Genomic DNA, 25,277 nt, shown 5'->3' with positions numbered 1-25,277 from the left:
AGCATGCAGACCCGCTCCGATCTCCGCAACGTGGCCATCATCGCGCATGTCGACCACGGCAAGACCACGCTGGTGGACGCGATGCTGCGCCAAGGCGGCCAGCTGCACGCCCGCGCCGAACTGCCCGACCGGGCGCTGGACTCCATGGACCTGGAGCGCGAAAAGGGCATCACCATCCTGGCCAAGAACACCGCGATCAGCTACGTGCCCGACCAGGGCGACCCGGTCGTCATCAACATCATCGACACCCCGGGGCACGCCGACTTCGGCGGCGAGGTGGAACGCGGCCTCACCATGGTCGACGGCGTGGTGCTGCTGGTCGACGCCAGCGAGGGGCCGCTGCCGCAGACCCGGTTCGTGCTGCGCAAGGCGCTGCAGGCCCGGCTACCGATCATCCTGGTGATCAACAAGGTGGACCGGCCGGACGCGCGGATCAAAGAGGTCGTCGACGACACGTACGAGCTCTTCCTCGACCTCGACGCCGACGAGACCCAGATCGACTTCCCGATCGTGTACGCCTGCGCCCGCGACGGCGTCGCCTCGCTGACCCAGCCGGCCGGCGGCGCGGTGCCGGACGACAGCGACAACCTGGAGCCACTGTTCCGTACCCTGCTGGAGACGATCCCGGCACCGGCCTTCGACCCGGACGCGCCGCTGCAGGCGCACGTGACGAACCTCGACGCCTCGCCGTTCCTGGGCCGGCTGGCGCTGTGCCGGGTCCGGCAGGGCACCATCCGCAAGGGCCAGACCGTCGCCTGGTGCCGCACCGACGGCAGCCTGCAGAAGGTCCGCATCTCCGAACTGCTGATGACCGAGGGACTGGAACGCAAGCCCGCCGAGGCCGCCGGCCCGGGCGACATCATGGCGGTGGCCGGCATCCCGGACATCATGATCGGCGAGACCCTGGCCGACGCGGACGACCCCCGCCCGCTGCCGTTGATCACCGTCGACGAGCCGGCGATCTCGATGACCCTGGGCACCAACACCTCACCGTTGGCCGGCAAGGTCAAGGGGTCGAAGGTGACCGCCCGGCTGGTCAAGGACCGGCTGGACCGGGAACTGATCGGCAACGTGTCGCTGCGGGTGCTGCCCACCGAACGCCCGGACGCCTGGGAGGTGCAGGGTCGTGGTGAGCTGGCGCTCGCCATCCTGGTCGAGCAGATGCGCCGCGAGCAGTACGAGCTGACCGTCGGCAAGCCGCAGGTGGTCACCCGGGAGATCGACGGACGGGTCTGCGAGCCGGTGGAGCGGCTGACCATCGACGCCCCCGACGAGTACCTGGGCGCGATCACCCAGCTGCTGGCCACCCGGAAGGGCCGGATGGAGCAGCTGGTCAACCACGGCACCGGCTGGATCCGGATGGAGTGGCTGGTACCGGCCCGCGCGCTGATCGGGTTCCGGACCGAGTTCCTCACCGAGACCCGCGGCACCGGCATCCTGCACCACGTCTTCGAGTCCTACGAGCCGTGGTTCGGCGAGCTGCGGACCCGGCCCACCGGATCACTGGTCGCCGACCGGACCGGCGTGGCGACCAGCTTCGCCATGTTCAACCTGCAGGAACGCGGCTCGCTCTTCGTCGAACCGGGCACCCCGGTGTACGAGGGCATGCTGGTCGGCGAGAACTCCCGCGCCGACGACATGGATGTCAACATCACCAAAGAGAAGAAGCTGACGAACATGCGCTCGTCGACCGCCGACGAGTTGGAGCGGCTGGTGCCGCCCCGCAAGCTCTCCCTGGAGCAGGCGCTGGAGTTCTGCCGCGAGGACGAGTGCGTCGAGGTCACCCCAGAGGCGGTACGGCTACGCAAGGTGATCCTCGACCAGACCGCACGGGCCCGGGCGGCGGCCCGCCGCAAGCACCAGAGCTGAACCGCACCGGCCGCTGGGGTCGCCGGCTGCCGGCGACCCCAGCGGCCGGTCACTTGACGATCTCAGCGAGCTCCCGCTTACGGTCCCGGGACGACTTGACCAGGCTGGCCACCGTGGTGACCAGCAGGGTCACGAAGATAACGGTCAGCGACAGCCAGATCGGGATGTGCGGTGCCCAGCCGACCGGATCGCCACCGTTGACGAAGAACAGGGTGTTGTCGGCCAACGCCTCCAGCACCAGCTTCACCCCGATGAAGCCCAGCACCACCGCCAGGCCGTAGCTGAGGTAGACCAGCCGGTCCAGCAGGCCGCCGAGCAGGAAGTAGAGCTGCCGCAGCCCCATCAACGCGAAGACGTTGGCGGTGAACACCAGGTACGGCTCCTGGGTGATGCCGAAGATCGCCGGGATCGAGTCGAGCGCGAAGATCAGGTCGGTGACGCCGATCGCGATCATGACGATCAGCATCGGCGTGAACATCCGCCGGCCGGCCTCGGTCACCGTGGTCAGCCGGCCACCGTCGTAGGAGCCGGAGACCGGCAGCACCCGCCGGCTCCACCGGATCAGCGCGTTCTCGGAGAACTCGTCGGTCGTCTCGGGCTGGCGCAGCTGGCCGATCGCGGTGTAGATGAGGAAAGCGCCGAAGATGTAGAACACCCAGGAGAACTGGGAGATCAGCACGGCGCCTGCCGCGATGAACCCGCCGCGCAGCACCAGCGCCAGCACGACGCCGACCAGCAGCACCTTCTGCTGGTACTTCCGGGGCACCACGAACCGGCCCATGATGATCACAAAGACGAAGAGGTTGTCGACGGAGAGGCTCTTCTCCGTGACGTAGCCGGCGAAGAACTCGCCGGCGTACCGCCCGCCGGACGTGGCCCACACCCCGAGGCCGAAGATCACCGCGAGCGCGACGTAGAAGACGGTCCAGCCGGCTGACTCGCGCATGCTCGGTTCGTGCGGCCGCCGGACGATGATCAACAGGTCGGCGATCAGCACCGCGGTCAGTACGACCAGGCTGACCAGCCAAACCCAGGCAGGGATGTTCACTCGGACCTCCGGCAGGCACAGGGCACCGCCGACCGGAACCGGGGCGGGATGCCCCGGTCTTCGTGGAGGTGCGCACAGCAGTGACTGACGGAGGTCTCTTCCGCCGCCGTCCACCGAACTCTGTCTACCTTGGTGACGACGACCGCTGGTGCCGGGTCGGTCCACCATGCGGGCCAACCGTGCTGACGACACCAACGCGGGGGAATACTCCCCTCCTCCTGCGTCATTGTTGCGCAACTACCGGGCAAACGACACACCGGGGCGGCCTACCGGTGATGACAAGCACAACTCCTCTGCCGTCCTAGGAGGCTAGATAGGCATCGGACGACCGTGGGCATGCCCGTCAGAGCCGCCCAGAAACGGCCCCTCGGGCCGGTCCGAACGCAGCCATGTGGCAGGCTGCCGCCATGGTGCTTGAGATCGCGCTGGTTGATGTCCAGGCCGGCCGGGAAGCCGACTTCGTCGCAGCGTACGCCGCCGGCCGCCACCTACTGGCTGCGACTGACGGCTGCCGGTCGGTGCGGATGACCCGGGGGGTGGAAAGCCCCAGCCGGTTCGTGCTGCTGGTCGAGTGGGACTCCGTCGACGCACACGAGCAGAACTTCCGCGCCACCGACCGGTACCTGCGGTGGCGGGAACTGATCGGTCCCTACTTCGCCGCGCCGCCGGTGGTCGAACACTTCGTCGACCTGCCGGCGTGACCCGGACCCTGCCGTCGTCCGGCCGGTCCGGACCAATCCGGAGCCCGCAGTGCGGATAGAGATTGTGACCGCCGGCAGCCGCGGCGACGTCGCACCGTACACCGGGCTGGGACAAGCCCTACGCGCCGCCGGCCACCGGGTCACTGTGGCGACCCACGGCACCTTCCACGGGTTGGTGACCGGCAGCGGTCTCGCCTTCCGTCCGCTACCCGGTGACCCGTACGCCGCCCAACTCACCCCCGGCGGGCGGAGGCTGCACCGGCTCGGCGGCGGGCTGCGCGGCACCGCCGAGTTCGTCCGGCAGGGCCGGCGCTACCTCGACGATCTCGCAACCGGACTGGTCAACGTCGGTGCCGACGCCGACGTGCTGCTGCTGGCCACCACGACCGCGCCGCTGGGCTACTCGGTGGCACAGCGACGCGCGATCCCGAGCCTCGGGGTCTTCCTGCAACCGGTCGCGCCGACCGGCGACTTCCCGCCCGTGCTGCTCGGCGACCGCTCCTTCGGACCGGCCGGCAACCGGGCGCTGGGCGGCGGCGCCGAGGCGGTCAGCGCGCGGGCGTATGACCGCTCCTCCCGGCGGCTGCGCCACCAGCTCGGCCTGCCGCCGGTCCCGCTGGCCAGCCTGCTGAAACAGGCCCGGCGGTCGGGCTGGCCGGTGCTGCACGGGTTCAGTCCGAGCGTGCTGCCCCGACCAGCCGACTGGCGCCCCGGGCTGGAGGTCGTCGGCTACTGGTGGCCGGCCGACGATCCGCACTGGACTCCCCCGCCGGAGCTGACCGGATTCCTGCGCGACGGTCCCCCACCGGTGCTGATCACCTTCGGCAGCATGGCGGTCCTCGACGCCGAACTCCCGGCACTGGTCGGCACCGCGCTGCGCCGGGCCGGCGTACGGGCGATCGTGCAGGCCGGTTGGGGTGGGCTACAGGTCGGCGACGACGGCGTCCTCGCCGTCGGCGACGTACCGCACGACTGGCTGCTGCCCCGGGTGGCGGCGGTGGTCCACCACGCGGGAGCCGGCACCACCGCCGCCGGACTGCGGGCCGGGGTGCCGGCGGTGACCGTGCCGCTCATCGCCGACCAGCCGTTCTGGGCCGCCCGGCTGACGCGTCTCGGAGTCGCCGCCGAGCCGCTGCCGGCCCGACGGCTCACCGCCGACCGGCTGGCCGACGCCATCCGCACGGTGCTCGACCGGCCGACGTACGCGCAACGGGCCCGGCACCTCGCGGGCCGGATCGCCGCCGAGGACGGGCACGCCGCGGTGCTGCGCGCCGTCGACCGGGTCACCCGCCGCTGACCGGATCCGCAGCGGCGGCCGGACCGGCCGCGCCTGCGACCTCCGACACCGTTTCGGGGAAGGCGTGCGGGATGCGTTCCAGGACGCCGCCGGCGAAGACGTCGTACAGCGGCAGCTCCCGCAGATGTACGTAACCGATGTGGCAGTCGCACGAGACCAGTGGGCAGGGGCGCGGGCGCAGTGCGGCCCGGTAGGAGCCGTCGTACAGGTTGCCCAGCGGTTCGGCGACGAAGTGGCACCGGCGTACCGTGCCGGACCCGTCGACCGAGACCACCGACTCCCCGGTGCGGCACGACCGGCCGGCCGACGGGTGCGGGTGCACGCTGTAGCCGAACAGCGGGTCGAGCTCGGTCCACGCCCGCTGCTGGGCGGCGTCGTAGCGGTGCCCGTCGGCGGCGTTGACCCAGAGGTAGACCTCGGCCGGCAGCGCGGCCCGCAGCGACCGGGCGGCCGCCAGGTGCTCGGGCAGGCCGACGACCCCCACCGAGAACCGCACCCCGGCGGTACGCAGCGTGCCGCAGCGGCGCAGGAAGACCTCCCGGTCGACCTGGCCCGGGTGGTACGTGGCCCAGAACGCCAGCCGGCGACGCTGGTCGGTGTCGGCGTCGGCCAGGAAGTCCAGCCGGGCGGCCAGGTTGGTCTGGATCGCCACCCGGCCCACCTGCGGCAGCCCGGCCAGCCGCAGCAGCGCCCGCCGGTACCAGGATCGGGTCAACGCCTCGCCCCACGGGGTGAACAGCACCGAGATCCGGTCGCCGTGCGGATTACGCACGGCCCAGTCGACGAACCGGTCGAGCGCCACCCGGTCGGTGCGCAGCGTTGCCGGGTCGTCGCGGCGCTTGGCGAACGGACAGTACGGGCAGTCGTAGTTGCAGCTGGCCAGCGGACCCCGGTAGAGGATGCTCAGGTCCATCCGGCTCACCGGGCCGGCAGGCCGACCATCGCCGCCCGGACCCCGGTCGAGACCAGCCACGGGCCGATCGCGTCGCTGCGGGCCAGGCCGGACCCGGTCAACGCCAGCCGATCCGGGGTGACCGTCAACCAGCCCCGGTCGACCAGCGTCGCCAGCTGCGGGAAATCGTCGACGGCCCGGGTGGCGAACCGCGCCGCGTACGCCGCCTGGTCGCACCCGTCGGCGCGCAGCAGCGAGGTGATCAACCAGCGGCGGCGCTGCTCGTCGCGGTCCAGCCGGAAACCCACCTCGGCGACGTCGAAGTCGGACTCCGGCCGGCGCAGATAGTCGTCGATGATCGCCCGCACCTGCCCGACGGAGACCGCATAGTCGAACGAGTAGTGCAGGTCGCTGGTGTAGGACCGGGCGCCACAGCCGAGTCCGACCATCCCGTCCTCCTGGCAGGAGTACGCCGGGGCGTCGACGGCCGGCAGCGACGCGCGACGGAAGTGCCGCATCGACAGTTGCCGGTAGCCGGCGGCGCGCAGCCGGTCGACGCCGTGCCGGTACAGCGCCTGCCGTTGCGCGTCCCACTGTGGATCAGGCAGGTCGGCCGGGGCGCGGCGGGCCAGGCCGGTCAGTGGGCGGACGTAGAGCGGGTAAAGGTAGATCTCCTCCGGCTCCCAGCGCAGCGCCGCGTCGAGCGACTGCGCCCAGGTGGCATCGGTCTGGCCGGGGATGCCGTAGATCAGGTCGATGTTCAGCTCCGGGATCGGCTGGTCCCGGATGGCGGCCAGGGCGCGCTCGACCTCGACGCGACGCTGCGGCCGGCCGGCGGCCCGCGCCTCGGCGTCGAGGAAACTCTGCACCCCGATGCTGATCCGGGTGGTGCCGCGGGCGGCGAGCACCGCGAGCCGGTCCGGGGTGGCGGTGGCCGGTGAGGTCTCCACCGCCGTCGGTACGCCCGCCGGCCGGAACCTGTCGACCAGGTCGAACATCGTGGACAGCTCGTCGGCGTCCAGGTAGGTCGGCGTACCGCCGCCGACGGCGACCCGGGCGAACCGGGCGTCGTCGCCGAGCGCGGCGGACACCCGTACCGCCTGGCGGCGCAGCTGGTCGAGGTAGGCGGCCACCTGCCCGGCCGGCGGGTTGGCCCGGGTGAACAGGTTGCAGAAGCCGCAGCGCATCTCGCAGAACGGCAGGTGCAGGTAGCAGAACAGCTTCGTGCGGCGCTGCCCGGACCAGACGTCGGCCAGCGCGGGACGCGGCCGCAGCGGCCGGTACGCCGTCTTGTGCGGATACCCGTACAGGTAGCCCTGGTACGGCGAGGCGTCCAGGTCCGCGACGGTCACGTCGGGTCCGGCGTCGCGGCGTCGGACCAGTCGCCGGGGGCGATCACGAAATCGGCGTACGGCACCGTCCACACCACCTCGTGGCCGACCCGGTGCCCGCTGTGTCCGTCCTCGCCGTACGCGGTGCCGTGGTCGGCGCAGATGATCGTCAGGCAGGGCCGGCCCCGGGAGCTGGCCAGCGCGAACAACCGCCCAATGTGCCGGTCGACGTATTCCAGGGCGGCGGCGTGGCTGTCCCGGTTGTCGCGTTCGGTGCCCGGCAGGTAGTGCCGGTTCGGCTGGTGCATGGCGGCCACGTTGACGAACAGGAACAGCGGCTGGTCGGCGGGGACGGCCGGGACGACCTCGGCGATCCGGTCCAGCTGGGCCTCGAAGCAGCCGGGCGCGGTCACCCCGAACGCCGACTCCCAGTGCGCCTCGGCGAACAGTCCCGGCAGGGTCGCGCCCAGCGGCGAGGACCGGTTGAAGAACCCGACACCGCCCACGCACACCGTGTGGTAGCCCTCCTTGCGCAGCGCGGTGACCAGGTCGGGTGCGTCGAACACCCAGGTGTGCTCGTCGGTGGTGGCGCTGCCGGGGAAGGCCGCGGCGAACATCCGGGGGTGGCTGCCCGGTTCGGCCGGGGTGGGCAGGAAACCGGTGAAGAACGCCTGATGTGCGGCGTAGGTGAAGCTGGCCGGGCTGTGCCGGCGCTGCCACTGCCCGTCGGGCAGCGCGCGGGCCAGCTGCGGTGTCCGACCGGCGGCGAGCAGCTCGACCGCCACGTCGTAGCGCAACGTGTCAAGCGTGACGAACAGCAGGTCGTGGCTGCCGATCAGGTCCTTCATGCCGACCTCCCCATCGCGGCCGTGGTCCGCCAGGCGGCGAATTGGCCGGTACGTATGGCATGCAGTTGGGCAGCGTAGCTGTCCCGCCCGGCGGCGTCGCGCACACCGGGGAGCAGATCCCCGAAGGCGTTCACCTCCGCCACGGCGTGCCGCCGCCAGTCACTGCCGATCATCAGGTCCACTCCGACGTGCAGGCTGCCGGTGAAGCAGCGGGCCGTGCGTACACAGTCGGCCAGCGCCGCCGCCCACCGGCGCGGGCCGAGCGCCGCCCGCACCGCCGCCGGGTCACCGCGCCGGTTGCCCAGGTGCAGGTTGGTCAGCGGGCCGTCGCTGCTGCGTACCACGAGGTGGCCCGGCTCCCCGGCGATCACCAGCACCCGCAGGTCGACGACCCGGCCGTGCAGGCCGGCCTTCGAAAACCAGCGCTGCACCAGCAACCCGTCCGGTGCCAGCTGGTCCACGATAGAGGCGACCTCCCGCTCGGTGCGGTAGGTCCGCACCCGCAGCGAGTTAAACAGCCGCCCGTCGTCAGCCAGCTCGACCGAGGTGACCGCCTGCACCCGCCGGCCGTGCACGTGCAGGGCGAGCACCCCGGACGCCGACGACCCGTGCACCGGTTTGACGAAGACCCGGGCCCAGCCGACGTCGGACAGAGCGGTACGCAGCTGCGCCCAGTCGCTGGGTGCGGTGTCCAGGATGACCGGTTGCGCCACCCCGGCGGCGGCCAGCCGCCGATGCCCGGCCCGTTTGTCGAACAGCACGGCGATGTCGGCCGGGTCGTTGAGCAGGGTCGCGCCGGCCCGCCGGGCGGCGTCGGTGAGCCGGCCCAGGGCGGCGCGCAGCCCGGCGTACCAGGCGGCACCGCCGCTGATCTCGCCGTGGTCGAGCGGCCGGTCGGCGCCGCGCAGCAGCCGGTCCGCCTCGGAGTCCTCGCCGGGCGAGTCGATCCGCACCGTCGCCCCGCCGGGCAGGGCGACCTCGTCCCCGGCTGCGAGCTCCCGCCAGGACAGCACCCGAACCCGCAGGCCAGCGGCGTGCGCGGCGGCACGGAACGCCCCGACCCGCCGGTTGCCCGGGTTGCCGACCACGACCAGCGGCGTGGTGTGGCTCATCGGGTGAGGTTAACAACCGGTCATTCGCCGACCGAGACGTACCGCCCCCGGTGCGCGTCGACCTCCTGCTGGTCGCTCAGGTCGATGTCGACGCCGGGCAGCGCGGCCGGCAGTCGGACCATCATCGCGTCGGACAGGTAGTGCCGGTGCAGGTCGAGTCGGCGCAGGTGGGTCAGCGGCTGCCCGGCGAGCAGGGCGGTGGCACCGTCGTCGCCGAGAGTGCCCAACGACAGGTCGATGGTTTCCAGGCGGGGCACCACCGCCGCCGCGGTCAGCGCGGCGGCGACCGCGTCGGCGATCTCGGCGTTGCGCAACCCGAGGGTACGCAGCACGGGCAGCCGGGTGCCGTCGAGGATCGGCGCCAGGTCGTCCACTGAGGTGTCACCTTCGTAGTCGGGGGTGCCCAGCCACAGTTCCAGGTGGGTGCAGGCCGGCAGGTCGCTGGCGGCGACGGCGCGGGTGAGGGTGGCCGGCAGCCCGCCGGACTCGATGGCGAACTCCCGCAGCCCGGTGTGGCGCACGGGCTGCAACTGCAGGGACATCGCGCCGCGTACCCGCAGCACCTGCAGCGCCGGGTAGGCGGCCAGCAGCGGGGTGACGTCGGGCTGCAGGATCCAGGAGATCTCGCACTCGTCGAAGGTCATCTCGCCGAGGAAGACGGCCCGCAGGTTGGTCAGCCGGGGCGCGGCGTCGACCAGCAGCTCCAGCGGGAACGCGACGTCCCACGGTTCGCCCCAGTCGCCGGTCACCAGCGTCTCGACGCTCGCCGGGTCGACGGTGTCCAGCCAGGTGGCGAAGAGCTGGGCGAATTCGACCTCGTCCTCCTCCGACGTGCTGAGCCGCCAGGCGACCGGGGTGCCGGTGTGCTGCGCCGCCGTCTGCGGGTCGAAGTCGACCACCGGCAGTCCGGCGAAGTGGGTGATGTGCTCGTTGATGGTCATCGACGGTGCTCCGGGGAGGGCGTGGGGCTGCGGACCCGGCACGATAGCAACCCGGTGCGACGCCGCGCTGCCCGTGTCGACGCCTCAACACCGGCCTCCCGTGCAACGCCCGGGCCGAGGTCAAGCTGACCCTGGCCCCGTTGGGGTGTGAGGCTCGCCGGATCTGGGACAATCGACGTCATGAGCCGGGCGGAGTTGTGCAGGCACACCAGGGTTCTGTCCGCGTTGCGGGCGACACAGCTCGACCACTACGCCGAGCACAAGGCTGACGCGGCGGAGATCAAGGCCGGGGTGGCGCAGATCGTGCGGCTGATCGAAGGGGTCGGCGGCGCCCCTGAGTCGTGACCGGGCACTCGACCGTCTACCCGGTCGGCGAGCCAGGCGATCGGTTGGCGGCGCCACGCTGCCGCCCCTTACGGTAGTAGGGCTTCGCCCGCACGACCTCAGCCGCGCAGGCTGTCCACGAAGGAGCGCCAGGCGGTAGCGGGGAAGGCGAGCTGCGGACCGGTCGGATCGGTGGAGTCGCGGACCGCGACGACCCCATCAGCCGGGGCGACCTCGACACAGTCACCGTTGGCGTTGCTGCGGCTGCTCTTGCGCCAGCCCGTCCGCCCAGCTGCGCCGACCTCGACACAGTTTCCATTGGCGTTGCTGCGGCTGCTCTTGTGCCAACGCATCGGCTCATCTGGGGTCGGCCCGGCCGAGGAACCAGACGTAGTTGAGGTGGAAGATGTCAGTGGACACGCCATCGTCACTCCTTCAGGTCGAAGTGGCCCGCATGGGCGCTGGCGAGGAACGCCTTCCAATCGTCGCGGGAGAAGGCCAGCGCTGGGCCGCCCTTCTCCTTGCTGTCACGTACGGCGACAATCCCATCGCAGCTCGGCACGCCGGTCGCAACCTCGACGCAGTTGTTGCTGTTGTTGCTGCGGCTGGACTTGCGCCACACCGCTCCGGTCAGGTCATACATCTCGGGATAGCTCCTTAACTGCCTGGTGAATCATGTCCTTGGAGGCAGGTTGATCCAGGGCGCTGTCGCTGATACTGGTCATCGCACGGTCGAACCGGGTGACCTCGCTCGGCTCCTCGAACCAGAGTCCTCCCAGAAGAACGTCCGAGTACACCACCGGTGGCTCGACGCCGTCGGGGAACCGCAGGATCACGAAGCTGCCGGACACCAACCCGTCGTGGAGTCCAGCCGTGAAGGGTAGCACACGCACCGTGATATTCGGCCGCTCACTCATGGTCGCGAGGTGCCGAAGCTGTTCGGTCATCACCGCAGGGCCTCCGACCACCTGCCGGAGCACCGACTCACCCAGCACGGCGTCCAGCCGAACGGGATTCGGCCGGGTCAGGATCTCCTGCCGGCGCAGCCGCATCTGGACCCGTTGCTCGATCTCGTCACCGTCTCGTTCCCTGTTGTCTGGGACGCTGACCAGCGCGCGAGCGTACCCTTCGGTCTGCAACAGGCCGGGCACAAGCTGCGACTCAAAGGTGTCGATCTCGCTCGCGTCCTGTTCCAGACCGATGTACGAGTCGAAGTTCGTCTGCGCCAAAAGCTCGTGGTAGGGCTGATACCAGCCCTTGACCTTGGTCGTCTCGGCGAGCTGCACGAGCGCCTCGCGGGTGGCGGCGTCGGCCTCGTACAGCTCGCACAGGCCATGGATGTCCTGCTTGATCCGGATGCGGACCCCTGGCTTGCCGGTCTCTATCCGATAGAGGGTGGAGGGCACGCGCTCGATGTACTCGGCCGCCGCGCCCTGCGTGATGGCCTTGGCTTCGCGCAGTTCGGTCAACAGCCGTCCGAGCCTCCTGCGCGCGGCCATCGAGCCCGAGCCGTCGGGCCCAGCGGTGCCCCTCCTTGTGGTCATTCGTCCCTCCCACCCTGCAGCCTAGTCGTTCCGCGTGGATCATCACGGTCCGACCTAGACGGCGTTCGCCACAGTCCGTTGATCACGGTATACGAGCATCAAATCCCTTGTCACGATGACCTGATCCACACACCATGGTCCGCACCCCTTGTTTCGCAGTATTGCGGTTTAGGGTCTGTTGGTGTTGACTGACATACATGAGGCTCGACATCCCGCGACTCGGCGGCGCGGTCAGCCCGGCCCGGCGTAAGGCCGGTAGCCGGCACCGACACCGGCAGGTCAAGCTCCCCCAACCGAGACTCACGGCGTGTCTGCCGAACGCACCGCGACTGTGATTCTCAGCGAAGACAACCTGGAGGAAGTCATGAACGGAACCTCACCGCCCACGCAGTTCCTGCTGATCGAGCCGGTCGACCCGGTGGACGGGGCGCCTGAGTTTCCAGCCGTCGGGTGGGGTCTGGAGTACGCCGACGAGGCACTGGTCTACTTCCGGCACCCGCAGCGGGAGATCCGCGAGGTCGGCATCTTCCGCACGGTCGAGGACGCCTGGACGTTCTACCTGCAATGGGGTGAGCTGGAGCTGATCCGCCCCGGCGAGCCGGGCTGGCCTTCCCCACCTGCCCAGGCGACACCACCGCTCAGGCAGGCAGCTCCCGACAACGATCCCGCCGAGCAGCAGCGCGACGACGAGGCAGGACTCGACGACACCTGGGGGCTGCTCTGGCGGGCCTACCAGCGCCCCGGCGCGGAGCTGGCCCAGCTCATCCCCGGTGATCGGCTCAGCTGACGCCGGCGACGTCCATCGCCCGCAGCTCCTTCTTCAGCTCGGAGATCTCGTCGCGGATCCGGGCGGCCAGCTCGAACTGCAGCTCGCGGGCGGCGTTGAGCATCTGGTCGTTGAGCTCCTGGATCAGCTGGGCCAGGTCGGCGCGGGCCATGCCGGCACTCGACGGGGTGGCGGCGGCCCGGCCCTTGCTGCGGGTCTCCGGCACCGGGCCCTTGCCGCGCGACATCTGCCGTCCGGAGCCGCCGACCGACCGACCGGCGAGCGCGCCGTCGGTGTCGTCGGCCTCCCGGTAGATGTCGTCGAGGATGTCGTGGATCTTCTTGCGCAACGGCTCCGGCGAGATGCCGTTGGCCTCGTTGTACGCCACCTGCTTGGCCCGACGCCGGTTGGTCTCGTCGATCGCGTCGGTCATCGACGGGGTCATCTTGTCGGCGTACATGTGGACCTCGCCGGAAACGTTACGGGCGGCCCGGCCGATGGTCTGGATCAGCGACCGCCCGCTGCGCAGGAAGCCCTCCTTGTCGGCGTCGAGGATCGCGACGAGCGACACCTCGGGCAGGTCCAGGCCTTCGCGGAGCAGGTTGATGCCGACCAGTACGTCGTAGTCGCCCTTGCGCAGCTCGCGCAGCAGCTCGACCCGGCGCAGCGTGTCGACCTCGGAGTGCAGGTAACGCACCCGGATGCCGTGCTCCAGCAGGTAGTCGGTGAGGTCCTCGGCCATCTTCTTGGTGAGCGTGGTGACCAGCACCCGCTCGTCGCGGTCGGTGCGCAGCCGGATCTCGTGCATCAGGTCGTCGATCTGGCCCTTGGTCGGCTTGACCTTGACCTGCGGGTCGACCAGGCCGGTGGGGCGGATCACCTGCTCGACGAACTCGCCGGCCGCCTGCTCCAGCTCCCACGGCCCGGGGGTGGCGGACAGGAACACCATCTGGCCGACCCGTTCCAGGAACTCGTCGAAGCGCAGCGGCCGGTTGTCGGCGGCGCTGGGCAGCCGGAACCCGTGGTCGATCAGCATCCGCTTGCGGGAGGCGTCACCCTCGAACATGCCGCCGATCTGCGGGATCGTCACGTGCGACTCGTCGATGACGGTGACGAAGTCGTCCGGGAAGTAGTCGAGCAGGGTGTGTGGCGGACTGCCGTAGTCGCGCCCGTCGATATGCATCGAGTAGTTCTCGATGCCGGAGCAGAAGCCGACCTGGCGCATCATCTCGATGTCGTACGTGGTGCGCATCCGCAGCCGCTGCGCCTCGAGGAGCTTGCCCTGCCGGTCCAGCTCGGCGAGCCGGTCGGTCAGCTCGGCCTCGATGTCGCGGATCGCCCGCTCCATCCGCGCCGGCCCGGCGGCGTAGTGCGTGGCCGGGAAGATCAGCAGCTGGTCGACCTCGCGCACCACGTCGCCGGTCAACGGGTGCAGGTAGTAGAGCCGCTCGATCTCGTCACCGAAGAACTCGATCCGGACCGCCAGCTCCTCGTACGCAGGAATGATCTCCAGGGTGTCGCCGCGGACCCGGAACGTGCCCCGGCTGAACGACAGGTCGTTGCGGGCGTACTGGATGTCGACCAGGCGGCGCAGCAGCGAGTCGCGGTCCTGCTCGGCGCCGGCGGTGACCTTGACCGCGCGTTCGAGGTACTCCTGCGGGGTGCCGAGGCCGTAGATCGCCGAGACGGTGGCGACCACGATCACGTCGCGGCGGGTCAGCAGGGACATGGTCGCCGAGTGGCGCAGCCGCTCCACCTCCTCGTTGATCGAGGAGTCCTTCTCGATGTAGGTGTCGGTCTGCGGGATGTACGCCTCGGGCTGGTAGTAGTCGTAGTAGGAGACGAAGTACTCCACCGCGTTGTGCGGCATCAACTCGCGGAACTCCTTGGCCAGCTGGGCGCAGAGCGTCTTGTTGGGGGCCATCACCAGGGTCGGCCGCTGCAACCGCTCGACCAGCCAGGCGGTGGTGGCGCTCTTACCGGTGCCGGTCGCGCCGAGCAGCACCGAATGCCGGTCGCCACGACGCACCCGGCGCTCAAGCTCGTCGATGGCTGCCGGCTGGTCGCCGGCCGGCGAGTAGTCGCTGACGACCTGGAAACGGCCGTCCAGTCGCGGGATGTCGAGCGCCATGGCCCCAACCTACGCCGTGGGTCCGACAGAGTGCCGCCGGTCGCCGATCGGCATCGATATTGTCATTGTGTGGGTTGCCTCACCCGCGATACCGTTGCAGGGTAGGCCGCTCGCGGCGGCCGCGCGGACCACCGGCAGCGCCCATCCCGGCGCGCCACGGGTCCGGATGTTCGGGTAGCTGCCCTGGCGCCAGCCGGTGAGCGCACCCGGAGTTGTCACGCCCCGCGTGACCCGGCCGCCGCGAGCGCCCCACCTACTCATCCCCGCCGGTTGGTCCTGTCACGGCTGCCAGCCGGTCTCCTCGATCCACCGCAGCAGGTGCGGCCACGCCTGGTCGAACCACGGCTCCTTGGCTTCGGCGTACTCCCGGCTGGTCGGCCGGTCGGTGGTCAGCCGGCGCTTGGTCGCCAGGTAGTCGGCCCGCTCGCCCGGATCGGCGCGCAGGTGGTCGCGGAACGCCAACGCGTAGCGCCAGCCCGGTGAGTCGGCGACCCGCACGTGCAGGTTGACCGGTCGGCCGGGGTCGGCGTTGCCGTGCAGCCGCTTCGGCCAGCGTTCACCCGGCTGGCCGGTGCCCGGGTCGCGGCGCGGGTTGTCCCACCAGTCGCCGGAAACCCGGGGGAACCCGGCGGCGGCGAGGGCGGTGGCGCAGCCGTCGGCATCGTCCAGCGACTCTACGGTGAGCTGAATGTCGATGACGTCCTTGGCCGGCAGACCGGGCACCGAGGTGGAGCCGATGTGGTCGACCCGTCGGTCGTCGCCGACCGCCCGCCGCACCCGGGCGGCCAGCCGGTCGAACTGCTCCGGCCAGGTCGGGTCGGGCTCAGCGAGGACCGCCCGCGGCGGGCGCGGCGCGGGCCGGCCGGCCCGCAGGTTCGCCTCGTACGGCACCAGCCGGTCGCGCCAGAGCCGGTCGACGGCGGCGGTGAGGTCGTCGCGGCGGCCGTCGTTGGCCAGCAGCACGTCGGCGGCGGCGCGGCGTTGCGCGTCGTCGGCCTGGGCGCGGATCCGGGCCCGCGCGTCGTCGGGTGCCATCCCCCGGTCGCGGGTCAGCCGTTCGACGCGCAGCGTCTCGGCCGCCGACACCACGACCACCAGGTGGTACGTAGCGGCCAGCCCGGTCTCCACCAGCAGCGGCACGTCGTTGACCACGACCGCGTCGGTCGGGGCGGCGGCGGTGAGTTCGGCGGTACGGGCCCGGACCAGCGGGTGCACGATCTCCTCCAGCCGGCGCCGGGCGGCCGGGTCGGCGAAGACCCGGGCGCTTAGGGCGGGCCGGTCCAGGGCACCGTCGTTGGCGACGACGTCCGGCCCGAAGGCCGCGACGACCCGGGCCAGTCCGTCGGTGCCGGGCGCCACCACCTCCCGGGCGAGCCGGTCGGCGTCGACGATCACCGCGCCGTGTGTGGCGAGCCGGTTGGCGACGGCGCTCTTGCCGGCGCCGATGCCGCCGGTGAGACCTACCCTCAGCATGCCGCCCAGTGAACCGGATCGGCTGCCCGGCCGGTCCGCCGGGGGGCTCGTGTCCGCCAGTTCGGGTCAGTGGGTGGTCCCACAGGGTCGGGCCGCACAGTGGGCGCGGCAGACAGTGGTACGCCACGACAGACAGCGGTCCCGCCGGGCATTACGCCCGGCGGGACCGCTGTCTGTGTCAACCGGTGTTGCTATGAGGCCTCAGCTCTTGCCGCCGGCCAGCTTCTCCCGCAGCGCGGCGAGCGCCTCGTCGGTGGCGAGGGTGCCGGCCGGCTCCTCGCTGGCCCGCGACGGGGTCGAGCTGGAGGTGGCCCCACCACCGCCGCCACCGCCACCGCCCGCGGGGGCGGCGACCGGCGGAGCCGGGTTGGCGGCGGCGTCCGCGTCGGCGGCCCGGGCGGTCTGCACCTGCCGGGTGTGCGCTTCCCAGCGGTTGCGGGCCTCGGCGTACTGCTGCTCCCAGGTCTCCCGCTGCTTGTCGAAGCCTTCCAGCCACTCCCCGGTCTCCGGGTCGAAGCCTTCGGGGTAGATGTAGTTGCCCTCGTTGTCGTACGTGGCGGCCATGCCGTAGAGGGTCGGGTCGAAGTGCTCCTCGCCCTCGACGAAGCCCTCGTTGGCCTGCTTGAGCGACAGCGAGATCCGGCGACGCTCCAGGTCGATGTCGATGACCTTGACCATGACGTCGGAGCCGACCTGGACGACCTGCTCGGGGATCTCGACGTGCCGCTCGGCGAGCTCGGAGATGTGCACCAGGCCCTCGATGCCGTCGTCGACGCGGACGAACGCACCGAACGGCACCAGCTTGGTCACCTTGCCGGGCACGATCTGCTGGATCGCGTGGGTCCGGGCGAACTGACGCCACGGGTCTTCCTGGGTGGCCTTGAGCGACAGCGAGACCCGCTCGCGGTCCAGGTCGACGTCGAGCACCTCGACCTCGACCTCCTGGCCGACCTCGACCACCTCGGACGGGTGGTCGATGTGCTTCCAGGACAGCTCGGAGACGTGCACCAGACCGTCCACCCCGCCGAGGTCGACGAAGGCACCGAAGTTGACGATCGAGGAGACGACGCCCTTGCGGACCTGGCCCTTCTGCAGCTTGTTGAGGAACTCGGTGCGCACCTCGGACTGCGTCTGCTCCAGCCAGGCCCGGCGGGACAAAACCACGTTGTTACGGTTCTTGTCCAGCTCGATGATCTTGGCTTCGAGCTCGCGGCCGACGTACGGCTGCAGGTCACGGACCCGGCGCATCTCCACCAGCGATGCGGGCAGGAAGCCACGCAGCCCGATGTCCAGGATCAGACCGCCCTTGACCACCTCGATGACCGAGCCGCGGACGACCCCGTCCTCATCCTTGATCTTCTCGATCGTGCCCCAGGCGCGCTCGTACTGGGCGCGCTTCTTCGACAGGATCAGCCGGCCTTCCTTGTCCTCCTTCTGCAGGACAAGGGCTTCGATGTGGTCGCCCACCGAGACAACGTCGGCTGGGTCCACGTCGTGCTTGATCGACAACTCGCGCGAGGGGATGACACCCTCGGTCTTGTAGCCGATGTCGAGCAGGACCTCGTCCCGGTCGACCTTGACGACGGTACCTTCCACGATGTCGCCGTCGTTGAAGTACTTGATGGTCTCGTCGATCGCCGCGAGGAAGGCTTCCTCGGTGCCGAGGTCGTCGACGGTGACCTTGGGGGCGCTCGAGGTGGCCTCGATGCTGCTCGTCATGTGGGCGGTTGCTCCGGATCGGATGGGTGTCACTGCTGGCTTGTCGTTGCGGTGACCTGGCATGGCTCACGGATCCGCCGGCGGGCACACCGCGACGATGACGTCTTCGTCACCGACCGTGACCGAGGGGATCATCGACCGCCGCTGCCATCATCGGATGTAACCGCCGACCGCGGACCTGCTCCCTGCCGAGGCACACGATCCGCGAGCGCATCGACTAGCCTACCGGTTGCATTACCACAGCGTGCAAGCCCTCCCGGGAGCTATCGGGGCGCGCATGTCGGTGGTTGGGAAAAATCGGACCCACAGGCGGGGATTCCCGCGCTTTCAGAGGCACGCCGTGACGGAGATCACAGCTGTTTCGCGGGCCGCCAAGCCTAGCACGCCGGGCCGGTAACGCTCCCACGCGGCGCTGCCCGTACTGTCTGCGCCGTGACCACCGCGACGCCCACGCCCGGCGGCGGACCCGACGGCGGGCCGGACTCCGACCTCCTCCCGGATTCCGACCAACTCAGAGTGACCAGGAACGAGGTCACCGATCAGCAGGCCCGGCAGGCCAACCGACGCTGGTGGGACTCCGACGCCGACGCCTACCAGGCCGAGCACGGCGGGTTCCTCGGCGACGCCGAGCTGCGCTGGTGCCCGGAAGGGCTGCGGGAGGCCGATGCCGGGCTGCTCGGCGCCGTCGCCGGGCGGCGGGTGCTCGAACTGGGCTGCGGGGCCGCCGCCGGCAGCCGGTGGCTCGCCCGGCAGGGTGCCCGTACCGTCGCCCTGGACCTGTCGGCGGGCATGCTGCGCCAGGCCGTCGCCGGGGCCGACCGCACCGGCGTACGGGTGCCGCTGGTCCAGGCCGACGCACTGACGCTGCCGTTCGTCGACGCCGCGTTCGACACCGTCTGGACCGCGTTCGGCGCGGTGCCGTTCGTCGCCGACTCGGCCGCCGTGATGCGCGAGGTGCACCGGGTGCTGCGCCCCGGCGGGCGCTGGGTCTTCGCCGTCACCCACCCGATGCGCTGGATCTTCCTCGACGACCCGGGCGAGCGCGGCCTGGTCGCGGTGCACTCCTACTTCGACCGGCGACCGTACGTGGAGACCGACGACGACGGCACGCCCAGCTACGTCGAGCAGCACCGTACGCTCGGCGACCGGGTCCGGGAACTCGTCGCCGCCGGGTTCCGGCTGCTGGACGTCGTCGAGCCACCGTGGCCGGACGGGCACGAACAGATCTGGGGGCAGTGGAGTCCGCTGCGCGGCCGGCTCTTCCCCGGCACCGCGATCTTCGTCGCCGACCGGCCGCCCACGGCTGGCTGAGACGGCCGACGCGCGCCGCGCCGCACCGGTCGCCGGCCCTCGCCAACACCCCGACGACCGTACGCTGACCGGGTGAGCGCCGAGCCGATCCATCCTGCCGCAGCGTCCGGCGGGGCGCGGACCGCACCGTGGCAGCCGGACCCGGTCCGGCAGCAGCTGGCTGACTACAGCATCGAAGACGTCCTCGCCCTGCCCGCCGACGCCCCCCGCGTCGAACTCCTCGACGGAGTCCTCACCGTGGTTCCCTCCCCCACTCTCGACCACCAGGACATCTCGTCCCTGCTCTGCGCCTGGCTGCGCCGGCACGCGCCGGACGGCTACCGGGCCACCCAGGCGGTCGGGGTCGCCGTCGGGCCACGCAACACCTACGAGCCCGACGTGCTGCTGCACCGCGCCGAAGGCAGCCGCGACCGGCACTACCTGACCCCCGACGAGGTGCTGCTGGTCGTCGAGGTGGTCTCACCGGCCACCCGCCGCCGGGACCGGTTCCACCGGCCCGCCGGGTACGCCGCCGTCGGCATCGGCCACTACTGGCGGGTCGAGCAGAACCCGGTGCGGATCTACGCCTACCAGCTCGGCGACCGGCCGGGCGCCAGCGGCGAGCGGGAGTACGCCCTCGTCGCCGAGTCCGCCGATCTGCTCGAACTCGACGCCCCGTTCCCGGTGAAGCTGCCGATCTCCGAGATCACCCCGTAGATCCCGGCCCGCCGGGATTGCCGGCCCGGCCAGTGGGTACCCGGCCGCCATGGCGAGGAACAAACGCCCCCGCGAGGGCGACCGGCCCGAGCAGCGGCCCGGCCGACCGGTCGAGCACCCCCGACCCGGTGACCGGGTCAACTGGCGCAGCCACGGGGTGACCGTGCCGGGCACCGTCGAAGAGGAGATCACCACCCGGCGGAAGTCCGCCGGACGTACCGTGGTCGCCGATCCGGAACATCCGCAGTACCGGGTCCGTAGCGACAAGTCCGGCCGCGACGCGGTACACAAGCCGGAGGCGTTGCGCCGTGCCGAGTGACCGCACCCGCACCGCCGGGCACCGGCCGACCCGGACCGACACCTCCGACGGCGCCGCCGCGTACCGGGAGTTCGTCGAAGCGGTCAACATGAGCCCGGGTGAGTTGGAGAAGTGGCTGCGGACCCCGGAGTCGACCGCCGCCGGGCAGCACCACGACGGCGGCGAGTCGGTCGGGCACGCCTCCGGCCGCCGAATCGTCGACCTGCTACGGACCAAGCGGGAGGCGCTGTCCGACGACGACTACGCCCACATGCGCAAGGTGGTCGGGTACGTGCACCGGCACCTGGCCCAGCGCCCGTCCGGCGACGTCAGCGACACCCGGTGGCGGCACTCGCTGATGAACTGGGGCCACGACCCGCTGAAGGCGTGACCGGCGGCTGGCCGCGGTCGGTGCGGGCCGGCCCGTTCGGAGTCGGGTCACCGGGCGGTCAGTGCCCTGCAGTGTGCCAGTCGGTGCCGACCCCGACGGAGACCTCCAGCGGCACCGACAGCGGGTGGGCGCCGCCCATTTCGCGGCGGACCAGGCTCTCCAGCTCGGCCCGCTCCCCCGGCGCCACCTCGAAAACCAGTTCGTCGTGCACCTGCAGCAGCATCCGCGACCGCAACGACGAGGTGCGCAGTGCGGTGTCGACGTGCAGCATCGCCACCTTGATCAGGTCGGCGGCGGAGCCCTGGATCGGGGCGTTGAGCGCCATCCGCTCGGCCATCTCCCGACGCTGCCGGTTGTCGCTGACCAGGTCAGGAAGGTAACGACGGCGGCCGAGGATGGTGGAGGTGTAGCCGTCCTGACGGGCTTGGCCGACCAACGCCTGCAGGTAGTCACGGACCCCACCGAACCGGCGGAAGTACTCCTCCATCAGCGCCTTCGCCTCGTCGGTGGCGATGCCGAGCTGCTGGGACAGGCCGAAGGCGCTCAGCCCGTACGCCAGCCCGTAGTTCATCGCCTTGATCCGCCGACGCTGCTCGGCGTCGACAGACTCCAACGGCGCCTGGAACACCGACGCGGCGGTGACGGCGTGGAAGTCCTCGCCAGAGTTGAATGCGTCGATCAGTGCCTCGTCGCCGGACAGGTGCGCCATGATCCGCATCTCGATCTGGCTGTAGTCGGCGGTCAGCAACGATTCGTAGCCGGCCCCGACCACGAACGCCCGCCGGATCCGGCGGCCCTCCTCGGTGCGGATCGGGATGTTCTGCAGGTTGGGGTCGGTGGAGGAGAGCCGACCGGTGGCGGCCACCGTCTGGTTGAAGGTGGTGTGGATCCGGCCGTCGTCGGAGATCGACTTGAGCAGCCCGTCGACGGTCGACTTGAGCCGGGCCACGTCGCGGTGGCGCAGCAGGTGGGCCAGCAGCGGATGCTCGGTCTGGGCGAACAGCCACTGCAGCGCGTCGGCGTCGGTGGTGTAACCGGTCTTGATCTTCTTCGTCTTGGGCAGCCCCAGGTCGGTGAAGAGGATCTCCTGCAGCTGCTTGGGCGAGCCGAGGTTGAACTCGCGCCCGATCACCCCGTACGCGGCCTGGGCGGCGGCCTTGACCTCGGCGGCGAACTGCGCTTCCAGCTCGGTCAGGTACTCGGTGTCGGCGGCGATGCCGGCCTGCTCCATGCCGGCGAGGACCTCGACCAGCGGCAGCTCGACGTCGGCGAGCAGCCGGGTGGAGGCGTCCCCGTCGCGGGCCAGCTCGGCGTCGATCGCCGCCGCCAGGTCGAGGGTGGCCCGGGCGCGCAGCATCAGGTTCTGCTCGACCTCGCTCTGCGGGCCGAGCCCGTCGAGGGTGAGCTGGCCGTCGTCCGGGGCGTCGACCCGCAGCTCCCGGTGCAGGTAGCGCAGCGCCAGGTCGATTAGGTCGTAGGAGCGCTGGTCCGGCCGGGCCAGGTAGGCGGCAAGCGCGGTGTCCCGGTCGATGCCGTCCAGCGACCAGCCGTGCGCGGCGAACGCCAGCCGGGCCGGTTTGCTGTCGTGCAGCACCTTGCGCCGCCGGTCGTCGGCGAGCCAGCCGGCGACCGCCGCCTCGTCGGCGGCGTCCAACGCGGCCGGGTCGAACCAGGCGGCGGCCCCGACTGCGGTGGCCACCGCGATCGCGGTCAGGGTGCCGGTGCCCCGGCCGAAGCTGCCGGCGACCGCGACGCCGACGCTGGCGCCGGCCGGGGCGTGCTCGGCCAGCCAGGGGGCGACCGCCCCAGCGCCGAGCACCTCGCCGGCCAGGTCGAAGCCGGCTTCGGCCTCCGGCTCGACGGCGTCGAGGTACTGGTAGAGCCGGTCCCGCAGGATCCGGAACTGCAGGCTGTCGAAGACCTGGTGGACGGCTTCCCGGTCCCACCCGGTCCACTTGGCGTCGGCGGTTGCCACCGGTAGCTCCAGGTCGGCGATCAACCGGTTGAGCTCGTAGTTGCGCAGCACGTCGGCAAGGCGCTCACGCAGGCTCTGCCCCGCCTTGCCCTTGATCTTGTCGACCTGGGCGACGACGCCGTCCAACCCACCGTACTGGCTGATCCACTTGGCGGCGGTCTTCGGACCGACCCCGGGCACCCCGGGCAGGTTGTCGCTGGACTCGCCGACCAGGGCGGCCAGGTCGCGGTAGTGCTGCGGGCCGACCCCGTACCGGGCGGTGACCGCCGCCGGATCCATCCGGGCCAGGTCGGAGACGCCCTTACGCGGGTACAGCACGGTGATCCGGTCGTCGATCAGCTGGAAGGCGTCCCGGTCGCCGGTGCAGATCAGCACGTCCATCCCGGCGTCGCGGCCCTCGCAGGCCAGCGTGGCGATGATGTCGTCGGCCTCGTAGTTCTCCTTGCTGACGAACGGGATCCGCAGCGCGTCGAGGACCTCCTGGACCAGGCTGACCTGGCCGGCGAAGTCGGTCGGGCTCTCCGATCGGCCGGCCTTGTACTCGGCGTACCGCTCGGTGCGAAACGACCGGCGGGACACGTCGAAGGCGACCACGATGTGGGTCGGCCGCTCGTCACGCAGCACGTTGATCAGCATCGAGGTGAAGCCGTAGACCGCGTTGGTCGGCTGGCCGGTGCTGGTGGAGAAATTCTCCACGGGCAGCGCGAAGAACGCCCGGTAGGCCAGCGAATGGCCGTCGAGCAGCAGCAGGCGGGGCGCATCGTCGGTCACGTCAAGCGACTCTAGTCGTGGGGTACGACACCGTGCCGGGCGGCTCGGCAGGGTCACAGCACCTTGCTGAGGAAGGCTCGGGTCCGGTCGTGCCGCGGGTCGGCCAGGACCTGCCGGGGTACGCCCGACTCGACCACCACCCCGCCGTCCATGAAGGCCAGCGAGTCACCGACCTCCCGGGCGAAACCGATTTCGTGGGTCACCACGATCATCGTCATCCCGTCCCGGGCCAGGTCCCGCATCACGTCCAGCACCTCGCCGACGAGTTCCGGGTCCAGCGCGCTGGTCGGCTCGTCGAACAGCATCAGCTTGGGCCGCATGGCCAGCGCGCGGGCGATCGCCACCCGCTGCTGCTGCCCGCCGGACAGCTGCCCCGGGTAGGCGTCCGCCCGGTCCGCCAGACCAACCCGGTCCAGCAGCGCCGCCGCCAGCTCACGGACCGCCGGCCGGGGCTGGCGGCGGACCCGCAGCGGCGCCTCCATCACGTTGTCCAGCGCGGTCATGTGCGGAAACAGGTTGAACCGCTGGAACACCATGCCGATTTGCTGGCGCTGCGCGGCCACCTCCCGGGCGGGCAGCTCGTGCAGTCTGCCGCGCCGCTGCCGGTAGCCGACCAGTTCCCCGTCCACCCGGATCCGCCCGGCGTCGATCTTCTCCAGGTGGTTGATGCAGCGTAGGAAGGTCGACTTGCCGGAGCCGGACGGCCCGATCACGCAGCACACCTCACCGGGCCGGACCGCCAGGTCCACCCCGGTGAGCACGTCGACCGAGCCGAACGACTTGTGCACGTTCTCGGCGTGCACCATCAGGGTGTCCGACCCGACGGGCGGCGCGGTCATCAGGTCCCCTTCGCAGCAACGGTGCCGAAGCCGCGGGAGAACCGCCGTTCGACGAAGGACTGGCCGACCATCAGCACGCTGGTCAGCGCCAGATACCACAGGCAGGCGGCGACCAGCATCGGAAAGACCTGGAAGGTCCGCGAGCCGACCGCCGACAGTTGGAAGAACAGCTCGTTGGTGACCGGTACGAAGGCCAGCAGCGAGGTGTCCTTGAGCATCGCGATGGTCTCGTTTCCGGTCGGCGGCACGATCACCCGCATCGCCTGGGGCAGCACCACCCGACGCAGGGTCAGACCCTGGCTCATGCCGAGCGCGGCGCACGCCTCGGCCTGGCCGGGGTCGACCGAGCCAATGCCGGCGCGGACGATCTCCGCCATGTAGGCGGCCTCGGACAGCGCCAGCCCGAGCAGGCCGGCGACGAAACCACTGATCGCGGTCCGGGCGTCGAAGCCCCAGATCCGGGCCTCGAAGTCGGTGACGCCGAACAGCGCGCCGAGTTGCCGGTCGAACGGCAGCCCGAACTCCAGCCGTTCCCAGAGGATGCCGAGGTTGCCGAAGAGCACCAGCAGCACCACCCGGGGTACCGCCCGGAAGAACCAGGTGTAGAGCCAGGCGACGCCGGCCAGGACCGGGTTGCCGGACAGCCGCAGCACCGCGACCAGCACCCCGAGCGCGACGCCGATCACCATCGCGAGCAGGGTCATCGTGATGGTGGTCCGCACGCCTTCGACGATCGGCGGCCGGAACATGTTGTCGACCATGAACGTCCACTGGAACCGGTCGTTGGTGACCAGCAGGTGGACGAACATCGCGGCGAGTACGGCGAGCACGCCGACCGCCAACCAGCGGCCCGGCCGGCGCACCGGCACCGCCCGGATCGGCTCGGGTCGGTCACGGGCCGGCTCCGGCGGCCCGGACCCACGCGGAGGCGGCCCGGACCCACGCGGAGGCGGCCCGGACTCGGGCGAGGGCGGCCCGGGTGGGGGTGCCTCCCCAGACG

24 protein-coding genes are annotated in these 25,277 nt (G+C 71.0%); 9 read left to right on the top strand and 15 right to left on the bottom strand.

Annotated elements, in window-relative coordinates:
• Positions 1-3 precede the first annotated feature (3 nt).
• Entirely contained in the window at positions 4-1,869 is a 1,866-nt protein-coding gene (gene typA, locus ACFHW1_RS20270) for a translational GTPase TypA (protein ID WP_278169979.1), read from the top strand.
• 49 nt (positions 1,870-1,918) lie between these two features.
• Here typA and ACFHW1_RS20265 read toward each other — a convergent pair whose 3' ends face one another.
• Positions 1,919-2,917 (bottom strand): TerC family protein, encoded by a 999-nt coding sequence (locus ACFHW1_RS20265; RefSeq protein ID WP_416569277.1) that lies wholly within the window; start codon positions 2,915-2,917, stop codon positions 1,919-1,921.
• A gap of 407 nt (positions 2,918-3,324) precedes the next feature.
• Here ACFHW1_RS20265 and ACFHW1_RS20260 point away from each other — a divergent pair, with 407 nt between their 5' ends.
• Positions 3,325-3,618 (top strand): antibiotic biosynthesis monooxygenase family protein, encoded by a 294-nt coding sequence (locus ACFHW1_RS20260; protein WP_416589517.1) that lies wholly within the window; start codon positions 3,325-3,327, stop codon positions 3,616-3,618.
• A 64-nt stretch (positions 3,619-3,682) separates the two neighbouring features.
• Positions 3,683-4,915, top strand: a complete 1,233-nt coding sequence (locus ACFHW1_RS20255; RefSeq protein ID WP_416569275.1) for a glycosyltransferase — start codon at positions 3,683-3,685, stop codon at positions 4,913-4,915.
• Here ACFHW1_RS20255 and ACFHW1_RS20250 read toward each other — a convergent pair.
• From ACFHW1_RS20250 to ACFHW1_RS20230, 5 genes are read right to left on the bottom strand one after another with little or no spacing between them, the layout of a single operon-like run.
• Positions 4,902-5,828: an STM4011 family radical SAM protein gene (locus ACFHW1_RS20250; RefSeq protein ID WP_416555502.1), complete on the bottom strand. Its 927-nt coding sequence runs from the start codon at positions 5,826-5,828 to the stop codon at positions 4,902-4,904. The genes ACFHW1_RS20255 and ACFHW1_RS20250 overlap by 14 nt on opposite strands.
• A 5-nt stretch (positions 5,829-5,833) precedes the next feature.
• Positions 5,834-7,159 carry an STM4012 family radical SAM protein gene (locus tag ACFHW1_RS20245; RefSeq protein WP_416615928.1) on the bottom strand — a complete coding sequence of 442 codons (1,326 nt, stop codon included), beginning with the start codon at positions 7,157-7,159 and terminating at the stop codon, positions 5,834-5,836.
• The gene (locus ACFHW1_RS20240) at positions 7,156-7,986 is read right to left on the bottom strand and encodes an STM4013/SEN3800 family hydrolase (RefSeq protein WP_416555506.1); all 831 of its coding nucleotides are present in this window, start codon (positions 7,984-7,986) and stop codon (positions 7,156-7,158) included. Before ACFHW1_RS20240 ends, ACFHW1_RS20245 begins: the two co-directional genes overlap by 4 nt.
• On the bottom strand, positions 7,983-9,098 hold the full coding sequence (locus tag ACFHW1_RS20235) for an STM4014 family protein (protein WP_416555508.1): 1,116 nt from the start codon (positions 9,096-9,098) through the stop codon (positions 7,983-7,985). Before ACFHW1_RS20235 ends, ACFHW1_RS20240 begins: the two co-directional genes overlap by 4 nt.
• Before the next feature lie 20 nt (positions 9,099-9,118).
• Positions 9,119-10,039, bottom strand: coding sequence for an STM4015 family protein (locus tag ACFHW1_RS20230; protein ID WP_416555510.1), 921 nt, complete (start codon positions 10,037-10,039; stop codon positions 9,119-9,121).
• A 180-nt stretch (positions 10,040-10,219) separates the two neighbouring features.
• Between ACFHW1_RS20230 and ACFHW1_RS20225 the strand changes: the two genes are divergently transcribed.
• On the top strand, positions 10,220-10,384 hold the full coding sequence (locus ACFHW1_RS20225) for a hypothetical protein (RefSeq protein WP_416555512.1): 165 nt from the start codon (positions 10,220-10,222) through the stop codon (positions 10,382-10,384).
• A 98-nt stretch (positions 10,385-10,482) separates the two neighbouring features.
• On the opposite strand, the gene ACFHW1_RS20220 is transcribed toward ACFHW1_RS20225, so the two are convergent.
• The 3 genes from ACFHW1_RS20220 to ACFHW1_RS20210 form a co-directional block, all read right to left on the bottom strand.
• Complete coding sequence (locus ACFHW1_RS20220) at positions 10,483-10,716, bottom strand: DUF397 domain-containing protein (RefSeq protein WP_416555514.1); 234 nt, start codon at positions 10,714-10,716, stop codon at positions 10,483-10,485.
• Positions 10,717-10,790: 74 nt separating this feature from the next.
• Complete coding sequence (locus tag ACFHW1_RS20215; protein ID WP_416555516.1) at positions 10,791-11,006, bottom strand: DUF397 domain-containing protein; 216 nt, start codon at positions 11,004-11,006, stop codon at positions 10,791-10,793.
• Entirely contained in the window at positions 10,999-11,862 is an 864-nt protein-coding gene (locus ACFHW1_RS20210) for a helix-turn-helix domain-containing protein (RefSeq protein ID WP_416615931.1), read from the bottom strand. Before ACFHW1_RS20210 ends, ACFHW1_RS20215 begins: the two co-directional genes overlap by 8 nt.
• Before the next feature lie 352 nt (positions 11,863-12,214).
• Here ACFHW1_RS20210 and ACFHW1_RS20205 point away from each other — a divergent pair, with 352 nt between their 5' ends.
• Positions 12,215-12,694 carry a hypothetical protein gene (locus ACFHW1_RS20205; RefSeq protein WP_416615926.1) on the top strand — a complete coding sequence of 160 codons (480 nt, stop codon included), beginning with the start codon at positions 12,215-12,217 and terminating at the stop codon, positions 12,692-12,694.
• Here the strand turns inward: ACFHW1_RS20205 and uvrB are convergent.
• From uvrB to rpsA, 3 genes are all read right to left on the bottom strand, one after another.
• The gene (gene uvrB, locus ACFHW1_RS20200; RefSeq protein WP_416555521.1) at positions 12,687-14,804 is read right to left on the bottom strand and encodes an excinuclease ABC subunit UvrB; all 2,118 of its coding nucleotides are present in this window, start codon (positions 14,802-14,804) and stop codon (positions 12,687-12,689) included. The two genes, ACFHW1_RS20205 and uvrB, sit on opposite strands and share 8 nt — an antisense overlap.
• 279 nt (positions 14,805-15,083) lie before the next feature.
• The gene (gene coaE, locus ACFHW1_RS20195) at positions 15,084-16,277 is read right to left on the bottom strand and encodes a dephospho-CoA kinase (protein WP_416555523.1); all 1,194 of its coding nucleotides are present in this window, start codon (positions 16,275-16,277) and stop codon (positions 15,084-15,086) included.
• 201 nt (positions 16,278-16,478) lie between these two features.
• The gene (gene rpsA / locus ACFHW1_RS20190) at positions 16,479-17,996 is read right to left on the bottom strand and encodes a 30S ribosomal protein S1 (protein ID WP_278170007.1); all 1,518 of its coding nucleotides are present in this window, start codon (positions 17,994-17,996) and stop codon (positions 16,479-16,481) included.
• A gap of 516 nt (positions 17,997-18,512) precedes the next feature.
• On the opposite strand from rpsA, the gene ACFHW1_RS20185 reads away from it, so the two are divergent.
• The 4 genes from ACFHW1_RS20185 (at position 18,513) to ACFHW1_RS20170 (ending at position 20,692) form a co-directional block, all read left to right on the top strand.
• Entirely contained in the window at positions 18,513-19,307 is a 795-nt protein-coding gene (locus ACFHW1_RS20185; RefSeq protein ID WP_416555641.1) for a class I SAM-dependent methyltransferase, read from the top strand.
• Between the two features lie 72 nt (positions 19,308-19,379).
• Positions 19,380-20,003, top strand: coding sequence for a Uma2 family endonuclease (locus ACFHW1_RS20180; protein ID WP_416555525.1), 624 nt, complete (start codon positions 19,380-19,382; stop codon positions 20,001-20,003).
• A 49-nt stretch (positions 20,004-20,052) separates the two neighbouring features.
• Complete coding sequence (locus tag ACFHW1_RS20175) at positions 20,053-20,322, top strand: DUF2945 domain-containing protein (protein ID WP_416555527.1); 270 nt, start codon at positions 20,053-20,055, stop codon at positions 20,320-20,322.
• Positions 20,312-20,692 (top strand): DUF3140 domain-containing protein, encoded by a 381-nt coding sequence (locus ACFHW1_RS20170; protein WP_416555529.1) that lies wholly within the window; start codon positions 20,312-20,314, stop codon positions 20,690-20,692. Before ACFHW1_RS20175 ends, ACFHW1_RS20170 begins: the two co-directional genes overlap by 11 nt.
• Positions 20,693-20,750: 58 nt before the next feature.
• On the opposite strand, the gene polA is transcribed toward ACFHW1_RS20170, so the two are convergent.
• Genes polA through ACFHW1_RS20155 form a run of 3 tightly spaced genes read right to left on the bottom strand, consistent with a single transcriptional unit; the run spans position 20,751 to position 25,146 of the window.
• A complete protein-coding gene (polA, locus tag ACFHW1_RS20165; protein ID WP_416555531.1) occupies positions 20,751-23,438 on the bottom strand; it encodes a DNA polymerase I in 2,688 nt (895 codons plus the stop codon).
• A 53-nt stretch (positions 23,439-23,491) separates the two neighbouring features.
• Positions 23,492-24,277 carry an amino acid ABC transporter ATP-binding protein gene (locus tag ACFHW1_RS20160; RefSeq protein WP_416555533.1) on the bottom strand — a complete coding sequence of 262 codons (786 nt, stop codon included), beginning with the start codon at positions 24,275-24,277 and terminating at the stop codon, positions 23,492-23,494.
• Complete coding sequence (locus ACFHW1_RS20155; RefSeq protein ID WP_416555535.1) at positions 24,277-25,146, bottom strand: amino acid ABC transporter permease; 870 nt, start codon at positions 25,144-25,146, stop codon at positions 24,277-24,279. Before ACFHW1_RS20155 ends, ACFHW1_RS20160 begins: the two co-directional genes overlap by 1 nt.
• Positions 25,147-25,277: the final 131 nt, after the last annotated feature.

The sequence above is a fragment of the Micromonospora sp. LOL_014 genome (assembly GCF_048060245.1).
Taxonomy (GTDB): Bacteria; Actinomycetota; Actinomycetes; order Mycobacteriales; family Micromonosporaceae; genus Micromonospora_E.
This window is presented reverse-complemented; position numbering and strand designations above follow the sequence as displayed.

Bases quoted from the DNA above. Each gene is read 5' to 3' on its own strand.
- typA (WP_278169979.1), top strand. From the start codon at position 4: ATGCAGACCCGCTCCGATCTCCGCAACGTGGCCATCATCGCGCATGTC.
- ACFHW1_RS20260 (WP_416589517.1), top strand. From the start codon at position 3,325: ATGGTGCTTGAGATCGCGCTGGTTGATGTCCAGGCCGGCCGGGAAGCC.
- ACFHW1_RS20250 (WP_416555502.1), bottom strand. From the start codon at position 5,828: ATGGACCTGAGCATCCTCTACCGGGGTCCGCTGGCCAGCTGCAACTAC.
- ACFHW1_RS20240 (WP_416555506.1), bottom strand. From the start codon at position 7,986: ATGAAGGACCTGATCGGCAGCCACGACCTGCTGTTCGTCACGCTTGAC.
- ACFHW1_RS20235 (WP_416555508.1), bottom strand. From the start codon at position 9,098: ATGAGCCACACCACGCCGCTGGTCGTGGTCGGCAACCCGGGCAACCGG.
- ACFHW1_RS20230 (WP_416555510.1), bottom strand. From the start codon at position 10,039: ATGACCATCAACGAGCACATCACCCACTTCGCCGGACTGCCGGTGGTC.
- ACFHW1_RS20225 (WP_416555512.1), top strand. From the start codon at position 10,220: ATGAGCCGGGCGGAGTTGTGCAGGCACACCAGGGTTCTGTCCGCGTTG.
- ACFHW1_RS20220 (WP_416555514.1), bottom strand. From the start codon at position 10,716: ATGCGTTGGCACAAGAGCAGCCGCAGCAACGCCAATGGAAACTGTGTC.
- ACFHW1_RS20215 (WP_416555516.1), bottom strand. From the start codon at position 11,006: ATGTATGACCTGACCGGAGCGGTGTGGCGCAAGTCCAGCCGCAGCAAC.
- ACFHW1_RS20210 (WP_416615931.1), bottom strand. From the start codon at position 11,862: ATGGCCGCGCGCAGGAGGCTCGGACGGCTGTTGACCGAACTGCGCGAA.
- uvrB (WP_416555521.1), bottom strand. From the start codon at position 14,804: ATGGCGCTCGACATCCCGCGACTGGACGGCCGTTTCCAGGTCGTCAGC.
- coaE (WP_416555523.1), bottom strand. From the start codon at position 16,277: ATGCTGAGGGTAGGTCTCACCGGCGGCATCGGCGCCGGCAAGAGCGCC.
- rpsA (WP_278170007.1), bottom strand. From the start codon at position 17,996: ATGACGAGCAGCATCGAGGCCACCTCGAGCGCCCCCAAGGTCACCGTC.
- ACFHW1_RS20175 (WP_416555527.1), top strand. From the start codon at position 20,053: ATGGCGAGGAACAAACGCCCCCGCGAGGGCGACCGGCCCGAGCAGCGG.
- ACFHW1_RS20160 (WP_416555533.1), bottom strand. From the start codon at position 24,277: ATGACCGCGCCGCCCGTCGGGTCGGACACCCTGATGGTGCACGCCGAG.